This is a genomic window from Niastella sp. sgz303648, assembly GCF_059587045.1.
In genome coordinates, this window is the sequence record NZ_JCAPSW010000030.1 from 36,172 (window position 1) to 45,995 (window position 9,824).

Consider the following 9,824-nt stretch of genomic DNA (forward strand, 5'->3'; position numbering starts at 1 on the left):
TCATGAATACGAATGAATAAAACGCAAGTACTATGTGGTTTTGAAAAAAATATTTAAAGTCTGTTGTCAGAAGAGCCTGTCGCTTATTGTCTATTGCTTATTGCTTGTTGCTTGTTGCCTATTGATTATGTTCCCCTCTTCGATATATTAAAACACATCATTGGCAAAAATTCCTAAGGATTTAAAAAGAATTTTTCTTTTTTCTTTTCGTGATGCTGCTTTTCGATTTATCAATTGTCAATTGTTTATTGCTAATTGTATTATTTGCGCCCCACTATATATTAAGACACACAACTAAAAAAAGAAGGCTACCGGATTGTAAAATTTATTTTCGGGTGCAAAAAAGCGTTGCGGTATCACATTAAAAAATCCCCCTGCGAATATGCAGAGGGATTGGTTTTACAAAAAACATCAACACAACTAAATAGTAATCGAAAGCGCCCCTTTATTGCCCGGTAAATCGCGGGCGATGGCGTTGATTACAGTACCTGGCGGCGAGGCATTACTTTGCCTGGCCGTGTAGGTCCATTTATTTCTGTCGATGGAATTCAAAACGGCATTGCCTTCTTCTATCAGTGTGCCTGTGGCAGTGACAATACTTACTGTTACTTCGGCCACCATGAAATCGTCTTTCGCAACGATGTCGATCGTCGATCCGGGTGTACCGTTGTATTTTTCGGTATCGATTTCCTTCACTACCGGCGCTTTCAGATAATCTCTGAATGCGATGTTAAGGGCTGTTTTGCCGGCTTTTGCTTTTTTACCGTATAACTTTTTCAGTTCCGGATTGGCAACTGCGCCCTGGGCATACGACGATGCAGCTGCAAACAGATCACGTACTTTTTCCTGTTTGTCTGTAGGAACCGCATCATCTTTGGTTACAGGCATGCGCCCGATAAAAGTTTTGTTTCCGCGTTTACGGTAAACGAATTGCTTACCCATATTACCCCTTGCTCCACGCACGAGCAGGTTATAGTCGATGTTTGCCATACATTTGGCTTTTGAGAGTGAACGAATATTGTTTCGGACCCGAAGGGTTAAGTTATGCGGATTGCTTTTTGATTTTTTTAGTACAACCCGAAACCCTTGCCTTCGTTTGTTAACCATTGCTTCAGAAGAAATGCCACACAAGTCGCTTCTCCCGTTTGGCATTAAGCGAAGCTTCATCAGCAACGATTAACAACACAAAAATAATAACCGCATGAATCGGCGGATGGAAAATGTGGTGGTGGCTACCTAATTATGTGGTGGGCTTTGGCAGAAGTTGGGGTGAATGGATTTTTGATTAGCTGTTTTTATTGCAATGCGGGCTTAAATTCCACTCTTCTGTTTTTAGTTCTGCCCTCAGGTGTTGTATTTTCTGTAATTGGTTGGGTTTGTCCGTACCCAATTGCTTTTAATCGCTTTCCATTAATCCCCCCAATTAACAAATATTGCATTACAGTACGGGCGCGGTATTCGCTGAGTAGCTGGTTACCCGAAAGCGTGCCTGTGTTGTCGGTATGACCTTCAATAGTAAGTCGTAGGGAAGGATTTTCTTTCAACATCTGAATAACTTCATTTAAAGGTTGGTACGACTTTGGCAACAACCGGTAACTGCCGGTTTGAAAGAAAATTTGTGTGGCAGCCCGATTTATACGGGTTTTGATTTCTTCTTTTATTTCAGGACAACCTTCATTGGCAGCACTTCCTGCCATGTCGGGACATTTATCCAGTGCATCTTCTACCCCATCCTGGTCTTTATCGGGAATGGGGCAACCCTTATGCTCAGCAACACCCTTAATATCAGGACACAGATCATTATCGTCATTTATTCCATCTGCATCCCGATCGGGCACCGGACAGCCATGATAACGAATTACGCCAACGATTTGCGGACATGCATCGGCGGTATCAACAATGCCATCGCCATCAGAGTCGATGGGTGGAGGTATTTTTACAGGGAGCGGTTGTACCACTAACGGTTGTATTGTTGTTACTTTTTTGCGGCTTATAGTACCTGCAATACCGATGGCATGGTAAAAATGCTGCGATTGCGTGTTGGTAACCGGCAACCGGTATTGTGAATTGATAAGCAAAAAAACATCCCGGGTAATATTTACCTGACAACCCAAGCCGGCAGGGATAAAAATTCCATAATAACTGTTATAAGCAGATATGCCAACACCAGCCTGTATATAGGGCTGAAAGCGGCTGTTTGACGACAGCAATTTTCTTTGCAGGGAGCCATCTGCTTCAAGCAGCAATTGCTTTACACCGGCGCTGCTGCTGTTTTTCTTATCTCTGAAATCAGGGAACGAACCGGTCAATGTTACACTGTAGCTCCAATGTTCAGTAATTGTATTCTGAAAATTTAACGCCAGGCCGGTTTTCGCATACCTGCCAAATGCAGATAAACTATCTGCGCCTGTAAAATCGGTAAACGACACATGCACGCCAAAAGCCGATGTTTTGGTAAAACTTTTCGGCTGGGCGTGCATGCTTTCGCTTACAATACATAAAAATATAATGAACAGAACAGCGGATTTCATAAGTACTTTACCGGTCAGCATTCACCAGTTTTTCAATTTCTTCGTACTTCATTGCCTGTAAATTCGTTTTCCCTTTCGACATAGCGAAATCTTTAGACACATATCCAAGAATGCAACTATTTTTAAACAAAATAGTGGAGGCAGCGTCAATCAGGCCTGATACATTGGGAAGTTTCTTCTTCACTTTTTTATCAGCTGATAAATCAATAATATAACAATAATCGTAAAAGGTTGCTATACCTGCCGATTCCGGGGAAAGAACGTATAACTTTTCATTATGAATAAAGCTGATTAAATGCGAATTAAAGGATGCATAAGCCTCGTAATATTTATTCAGAACGGTTTCATGTAAAGGCTTCAACTCTTTATTAAATACAGAAACAATGGCTGCGGTATTAAGCGCTGCCACAGATCTGGGGGTGCTATATAAAGTCCGGATTTCCTTTACCAGTATAACCTTATCCGGGGTAGTCAATATATCAACCGGCACCATTTCATCAATGGGCTTCAATCTTTTTTTAGCCTCCGGCTCCTTTTCTTCCAATGCCTCAAAATACGCTTTATCGAGCATTACGGGAGATGCTGCTTTCGTCTTTGCGGCGTCGAAATCAAACCGGTACAAACTGATTGCTTTGTCTTTATTGGTATTCACATATTGTATGGCAACCAGTGTATTATTAGCAAATGTATCGAGCCTGCTTATAGCCGTAAAATAGCTTTTATTTCTTATATCAAGTTCAACCTGCAGTTTGTTCTTTAACTCGCCTTCCCGGTCGAATTGCTCAGCGATCAGCTTACTATCAACCATACTGGTAAGAAAGATGTCGCCTTGTTTTGATGTATGAATGCCAATAAATGTTCTGCTATCAGCCGGTAATAATACTTTTGTGTAAATTTCCAGATCTGCAGACAATGTTATCATTGTGATCAGCGGACTATTATCATTACTTCGAAACAAGAGGTGGCTAAAATTATAACCGGGGTCATTTTCAACATATATGTCACCGCCAGGTTTCTTAGGAATATCATAAATAATCTTGTCTTTGACAATCTTCTTTTCTTTTATGTCAACGATTGCTGCATGTAAAGGACCACCATTGGATTTTTCAGCATAGAAAAAAATAACATTGCCGTTCCATTTGCCCTCGCCTTTTATATAGCCCCTGATGGGTTCATTCCACAGCACCTGGCCTTTTTGATTCATAATAATTAATGCTTCATTTAAAGGGCCAATATCAATATGTCCAAACGCGGTGTTGTCATCAATAGTGATCATACCACTGATTTGCCCTTTTCCGGGAAAATCCTGCGCTTTTACATTTGTTGAAAAAGAAACGACAATAAGAATCCCAATAAGGAGTCTGAAAAGTTGAATTTGCATAATGCTAATGAAGGTTGATAAAGGTTAATTATTTGGTTAACGAAACTTCCGTGATACCGGAAATGCATAAATAAACAATATTTCTGTGAAGTCAAAAAAGGAAGCGTGGAATTTGAAGGATATGGGGTGTTTTAGAGCATAAAAAAGCCACTTCAATTTGCAATGACTTTCCAAACTGATTCACTTCCTGAATTCCCAAACTTTCAAATAAAAAAGCTGTACCGAATTGATACAGCCTTAAATTTCCAGCTCAGTATTTTGATTTTCTGCTTATGTGCCTTACCGAGTTAATAATTATATTATTGTCTTCGATTTCATATACAACCAGGTAAGGAAAACGGTTTATTCGTAACCTTCTGAACCGTTCATTAATTGAAGTATAATGTAAAGGATGTTTGCTGATCTTCAGATAACCGCTCTCAATCTCTTCAATAAATTCAAACCCTAATCCTGATTCCTGTTTTTCGTACCATTCAAATGCTTCTTGTATATCGACGATGGCTTCTGACTGTAATACTATTTCATAACTCATTCCAACTTCTTTTTACCAGTAATCATATCTTTAGCTTCCTGCCAACTAAAGGTTTTACTTTCCCCACTTAAACGTTTAGCCCTTCGTTCCTCAAAAAGTTTTATTTCTTCTTCACTGAATTCATATTCAAAATCATCTTCTTCATTATACTCTTTAGCTACTGCATACATCAGCTTCAACAGTTTTTCATCGCCTTTATCTATGTACTGATGCAATTTTTGACGAATATTAGCTGCTGTCATAAACACATTGATTTTCAACAAATTTACTAATTTTTAACTATTATCCAAACGGGTAATCCCTGTTGTTTGTGTTTTTTACATTGCTTAATGCCATTCATCTAACCTGTTCAGGAAAGCATCCTACCACCCTGCTATTACCGTAGCGTTTTACCTCAACTGCCTGCCCAATGAGTTATTACAATATATTCCACGCTACACGCTTCGACTGGCAGCACAAAGACTAAGCTGCCTGCTTTGGCTACGATTGGTTTTATCAAAGCACCTTTTATAAATATGTCAACCTATTAAAACTAAAACGTTCCGGGTCCGCTCACAGAAGAAAACAACATCATACAGGCATCAAAGCCAGCGCCCCGTTTCAAATTATCCATATTGATGTTACTGTTTTTAGAACAGCAGATAATCGTAAAAATTATATCCATCTCATTCAGGATAATTTTTCAAGAGCTACCTGCAGCAGGCTGTACAAGCTAATTGTTCCGCACAAACCACTTTTGACAACCTCAAAATCGTATATGAAAATTATTTGCATCCCGCAAGCTTACAAAGCTGTCAGCCTCCAGCGATGATAGTTCAGAAAATGGCCCGTTTAAAACATTCATTGGAAGCAGTAAAAAACCAATCATTTACATCTGATTGCACAGAGGGATATTGAATTTTCAAACTCAATGATTGAAGCAGCTAACAAAGTAGCGCTTTTTATATCATCACCATATTCCAGATTATTATGCGCAGGTTAAATATGTTGCGCAGGCGGTGGAGGATTACAATAACCGCCCGCACCACATATTACACGGGTTACACCTTGGGAAGTATTGGATGGCCAACTACCTAATCGGCAGGCGTTTGCCTCACAAATTCAACTTGCCAAAGCGGCAAGGTTCACGGAAAACAGGAAAACAAAGTGCTGCTATCATAGTTTCTAATCAAAAGCATTCTTCTATAAAAGAATCCGATTCGTTTTTATTTTTTCTTCCCTTTCTACTTTTAGACTTGCAGCTTTCTCAACTTTCAATCTTTACAACTTGCTTTTACTACCGTCCGGATATCCGAACGCCTTATAGTGTAAAGTTCATAGACGTTGCACGGAATTATCTTTCAGGCCATAGCCCAAACATTACATGTTTACAATACGCCGCTTAAAAGTTCAAAAATCAATTATTCTCATTGCTTGACACAACACATCTCCTACTTTCAAAGCTGATCGCTATTGCCATATAATACCGCTTAAAAAGAGAATAAAGCCAGACTGTTACATCTGGCTCTAAGACTATGTATTGATTTTACTCACTTTTTTCTTCCACCAACTACTTTGACACATTACCAATTACCCATTACCAAACACCTTCGTTATTCTTTCTAATTTACCACTCTCATAATAGTAATAAATACGTAACCCGTTTATTACTTCAATAACCATATAGTCCAACTTAGAACCTTCATAAGGTATAGTCCACTTAAGACCACTAAAATTTAAAAGCTGCAACATTTTAGCCATACTTAAATCCTTATTAATTACAAAATTTTCTTCGCTTACTTCCATTGCAAAACTAAGCTCGGTATTCAAAAAAAAGAAATCAATGTATTCAAGGCCATCATTTGATACAAATAGTCTTAAATCATTGTAATGCAAAAACTTTCTTCCTTTCCCATAATCTTCAACCTCAGATGAAACTCCTAATCTCCTAATAATTTCTGCTTCCGAAGTACCAAAACCGAAATCCAAAAACTTACCTTCCAAAAAAAAAGATTTAAAATCAATCAGTTCCATAATTATTGTAGTTTTTCCAACGCTTTTATAAGATAATTAAACTCATGAGCCTTGTCAATTGCAAGTTGTGAGTTTTGAGTGAACTTAAAAGCTTCTTGAACATACTCTTGTGCTTTCTTTACTCTTATCAATAACTGTGATCTGAACTTGGCACTATTCATAGCTTCATTGAATAAAGAAACAGCTTTCTTAATATCGTCTGCAGTACCTACTAACTTACCAACTTGCACTAACCCTATCCCGCCCTTTTGCATCGGCCTCAAAGCCAATTCCAATTTCATAACAACATCATCAAAATGCAAGTGAACCCCCTTGACTAATACATCTTCATGGCCCACTACCCCAAAACGAATTTGTCTGCCGTATGCTACTAAAGTCTTTGTAGTTTTTTCAAGTACTCCAACTATTACTGATTTACTTTTATTCCCCATTTGAATCACATCACCCAAGCCAGATGCGACTGAAGCCTGAGGAAGAGAAACTAATAGTACATCATTCCCAGAAACTTTTGTTTTTAACAACTGCTCTCTAGTTAAATTAAGGTCATCATTTTGACTAGATTCAGAATTATAAATGAATCTATCGGGATGTGCTTTTCGAAAGACACTAAATCGAACATCATTGGTATTACTCTCATTAATTAATACCCAGGAATTTTCCAACTTTACAATATTTTCCTCATCTATATTATGTTCATTGGCGTAATTCTCTGCTCGAGTCATATACGATTCAAGATTAAGGCTTCGCCATAATCTTGTCCAAATTCCCGGCTTTTTCGGAGGGTCATCTCCAAATGGATCATTAAACATAATGGGACCGTTGTGAAAAGCTGCATAAGGACTTTCCCCTGCTCTTGTAACAGGGTCCATATTCTACCGTTTTCCAATCCTTGTATCATACTCCCAGTACATAGCAGTATTACTATTTCCCAATCCTTTCACCTCATTATTCATCATTTGTCCATTAAACCCAAACTTATACGTCTGCCCATTACCCGGAACTGCTACCCTACTCAGCATCCCAAACGGATAATAGTCCTGTGCAGTGAGTATATCCGGCTCATAGTGATCTATCAAAGAACTGGTGTCCGAAGGTACACCAAATTTCCTGTCGCTGATAGTAGCCAGTACATTTCCTAAATGGTTGGTGAGTTCATATTGCTTCCAGCCGCGGTCAAACGATTTGCCGGAATAATAATCCATTCCATCGGGACCGCCGTGTACCGATTCGCTGCCGGTGAGTACGCCCAGCCGGCTGCTGCCGTATATGTATTGCTCAGTTTGAAGTAAATCCAAACTGGCCAAATCAGTGCTGCTGCCTTCCAACGTATACGTGCTTAGTAAATTTCCCTGCGCATCGCGTACATACCAGGTGTAATATTTGGTGCCGCTGGCGGTCACTATCTGACTGATGCGATTACCCAGCGCGTCATACGTGTATTGAATCTTTGTGGCTGGTACTGCCGTAGTGGCCGTTCTGTTTATCTCCTGAATTTTGCCATACACATTCCATTTGATGCTGGTGATATTCTCCTTATTGTCTTTTATTAAATTACCTATTGAATCATATACATAATTACTGTCGGCCTGGCCATCAATATCAACTATCCGACCCTCCGGATCTTCAAATGCATTGGCCTCAATACTATCGGTAATGCGTTTCAGCCGATTGGTACCCGCATAGTAATAGTAGTTTAGACTATCCATATTGCCCGTTGTACCGCTTATGCTTTTTCGCAGGTACTTTAAAATATTGCCATTGGCATCGTAGGCTATGCGCTCCTTCAGGTTTTCGCCCATTCCGGTCATGCCGCTCCAGCTATTGGTCGCCGTATTAAATCCTTTATAGGCGTCCTGGGCTGTGAGCCGGTTCAACTGGTCGTATTTGTAATTATAAAAGATCAGCGGGCCACCCGGAACATCATCCGAATCGAACTTCTTCTGGTAAACACTGCTGCTGCTTATGTTACCATTATATAACGGCCTGTAATTACTTAAATAACCGCTATAACCGGGGAAGGGCTGTCCATTGATGGCCGCATAATCATTGGCAAAGTAATTCAGCGTTAATCCTATGGCATCTTTTGCAGTGTACCGGTTGATGTTATTGGTATTGCCAGTAATGCTGCTTAACTCATGACTGAATGTATCCTTTTTTGAACCAGGCTTTTGTAGTACTATTTTGCTGCTGTTGCGTCGCACTCTTGTACGTTCAGTAACTTTATTCAACAATACTATTATCTAACCCTTCATGAAAGCATCCTATCACCCTGCTATTACCGTAGCGTTTTACCTCAACTGCCTGCCCAATGAGTTATTACAATATATTCCACGCTCTACACGCTTTGACTGGCAGCACAAAGACAAAGCTGCCTGCTTTGGCTACGATTGGTTCTGTCAAAACCAGCTATTATTTCAAACCCTCCGGCAGGTTTCTTCCAATAAAAAATTGTTGCAGATTAATAAAGCGTTGATCCGTATCATTGCCATCAAACGGTTTATTACAAATCATGCAGTATGTATCAAGGATAAATTATTTAACACTACCCAAACTATTATAGGCAACATTTACAAAGTCAACACCGTATTTGGACTCATCAAAACACTTCGCTTTTTACAACTACCCTATTCTGCTTATCTGAAGCTTAAAAAACTCCCTGCTGCAATTTGTCGCCACTGAATTTGTGCATCGTTAAACATCCGGCTCAGTTACTCAAAAAAGAAATAACAATTATTAAGCATTATTGCAGCGATCCCAGATTTCTTCACTGGCCTCTGCCATCAGTTTATGAAATGATTAAAAAAGAAGGAGCCGGCTTTTTCAGCATCAGCACCTTTTATAAATATGTCAACCTGTTAAAACTAAAACGGTCCGGGCCTGCTCACAGAAGAAAGCATCACGATACAGGCATTAGGGCTCAGGCTCCTTTACAAATCATTCATGCCGATGTTACCGTATTTAGAACAGCTGATAATCACAAAAACTTTATTCACCTGATACAGGATAATTTTTCAAGAACCATTCTGCGGTTTGCCGTTCGAACTATCTGTACAGCACAAACTACTTTTGAGAATCTGGAAAGTGTGCATGAAGAATATTTGCTTCCGGCAGGAATACAAAGCTGTCAGCTACTCAGTGATGATGGTTCAGAAAATTATGGCCCGGTGAAAGCATTCATTGGAAGCAGTCAAAATCCAATCATTCAACATCTGATTGCACAGAGAGATATTGAATTTTCAAACTCAATGATTGAAGCCGCTAATAAACAATTAAAGTATCGATTCTTATATCATCACCATATTTCCGATTACGATGCATTGGTTAAATATGTTGCGCAGGCGGTGGAGGATTACAATAACCGCCCGCA

Annotated in this window: 10 protein-coding genes; 2 read left to right on the forward strand and 8 right to left on the reverse strand. The window is 39.4% G+C overall.

Annotated features, from left to right (window positions below; all coding sequences use genetic code 11):
• Positions 1 to 420 precede the first annotated feature (420 nt).
• The 8 genes from AC59IL_RS38050 to AC59IL_RS38085 form a co-directional block, all read right to left on the reverse strand.
• Positions 421 to 990: a hypothetical protein gene (locus AC59IL_RS38050; protein WP_496557495.1), complete on the reverse strand. Its 570-nt coding sequence runs from the start codon at positions 988 to 990 to the stop codon at positions 421 to 423.
• A gap of 305 nt (positions 991 to 1,295) precedes the next feature.
• Complete coding sequence (locus AC59IL_RS38055; protein WP_496557496.1) at positions 1,296 to 2,531, reverse strand: OmpA family protein; 1,236 nt, start codon at positions 2,529 to 2,531, stop codon at positions 1,296 to 1,298.
• Between the two features lie 7 nt (positions 2,532 to 2,538).
• On the reverse strand, positions 2,539 to 3,912 hold the full coding sequence (locus tag AC59IL_RS38060; RefSeq protein ID WP_496557497.1) for a hypothetical protein: 1,374 nt from the start codon (positions 3,910 to 3,912) through the stop codon (positions 2,539 to 2,541).
• Between the two features lie 250 nt (positions 3,913 to 4,162).
• Positions 4,163 to 4,444, reverse strand: coding sequence for a type II toxin-antitoxin system RelE/ParE family toxin (locus AC59IL_RS38065; protein WP_496557498.1), 282 nt, complete (start codon positions 4,442 to 4,444; stop codon positions 4,163 to 4,165).
• Positions 4,441 to 4,686, reverse strand: coding sequence for a hypothetical protein (locus tag AC59IL_RS38070; RefSeq protein WP_496557499.1), 246 nt, complete (start codon positions 4,684 to 4,686; stop codon positions 4,441 to 4,443). Before AC59IL_RS38070 ends, AC59IL_RS38065 begins: the two co-directional genes overlap by 4 nt.
• A gap of 1,327 nt (positions 4,687 to 6,013) precedes the next feature.
• The gene (locus AC59IL_RS38075; RefSeq protein ID WP_496557500.1) at positions 6,014 to 6,457 is read right to left on the reverse strand and encodes a hypothetical protein; all 444 of its coding nucleotides are present in this window, start codon (positions 6,455 to 6,457) and stop codon (positions 6,014 to 6,016) included.
• 2 nt (positions 6,458 to 6,459) lie between these two features.
• Positions 6,460 to 7,326: a hypothetical protein gene (locus AC59IL_RS38080; RefSeq protein ID WP_496557501.1), complete on the reverse strand. Its 867-nt coding sequence runs from the start codon at positions 7,324 to 7,326 to the stop codon at positions 6,460 to 6,462.
• 3 nt (positions 7,327 to 7,329) lie between these two features.
• Positions 7,330 to 8,685: a hypothetical protein gene (locus AC59IL_RS38085; RefSeq protein ID WP_496557502.1), complete on the reverse strand. Its 1,356-nt coding sequence runs from the start codon at positions 8,683 to 8,685 to the stop codon at positions 7,330 to 7,332.
• 22 nt (positions 8,686 to 8,707) lie between these two features.
• Between AC59IL_RS38085 and AC59IL_RS38090 the strand changes: the two genes are divergently transcribed.
• On the forward strand, positions 8,708 to 9,136 hold the full coding sequence (locus tag AC59IL_RS38090; protein ID WP_496557503.1) for a hypothetical protein: 429 nt from the start codon (positions 8,708 to 8,710) through the stop codon (positions 9,134 to 9,136).
• A 113-nt stretch (positions 9,137 to 9,249) separates the two neighbouring features.
• The coding region (locus tag AC59IL_RS38095) for a transposase family protein (RefSeq protein ID WP_496557504.1) at positions 9,250 to 9,824 on the forward strand (575 nt) is incomplete at its 3' end.

Excerpts from the sequence above, each read along its gene's own strand:
- AC59IL_RS38090 (WP_496557503.1), top strand. The coding sequence starts at position 8,708 with ATGAAAGCATCCTATCACCCTGCTATTACCGTAGCGTTTTACCTCAAC.
- AC59IL_RS38080 (WP_496557501.1), bottom strand. The coding sequence starts at position 7,326 with ATGGACCCTGTTACAAGAGCAGGGGAAAGTCCTTATGCAGCTTTTCAC.
- AC59IL_RS38050 (WP_496557495.1), bottom strand. The coding sequence starts at position 990 with ATGGCAAACATCGACTATAACCTGCTCGTGCGTGGAGCAAGGGGTAAT.
- AC59IL_RS38070 (WP_496557499.1), bottom strand. The coding sequence starts at position 4,686 with ATGACAGCAGCTAATATTCGTCAAAAATTGCATCAGTACATAGATAAA.
- AC59IL_RS38060 (WP_496557497.1), bottom strand. The coding sequence starts at position 3,912 with ATGCAAATTCAACTTTTCAGACTCCTTATTGGGATTCTTATTGTCGTT.
- AC59IL_RS38055 (WP_496557496.1), bottom strand. The coding sequence starts at position 2,531 with ATGAAATCCGCTGTTCTGTTCATTATATTTTTATGTATTGTAAGCGAA.
- AC59IL_RS38075 (WP_496557500.1), bottom strand. The coding sequence starts at position 6,457 with ATGGAACTGATTGATTTTAAATCTTTTTTTTTGGAAGGTAAGTTTTTG.
- AC59IL_RS38065 (WP_496557498.1), bottom strand. The coding sequence starts at position 4,444 with ATGAGTTATGAAATAGTATTACAGTCAGAAGCCATCGTCGATATACAA.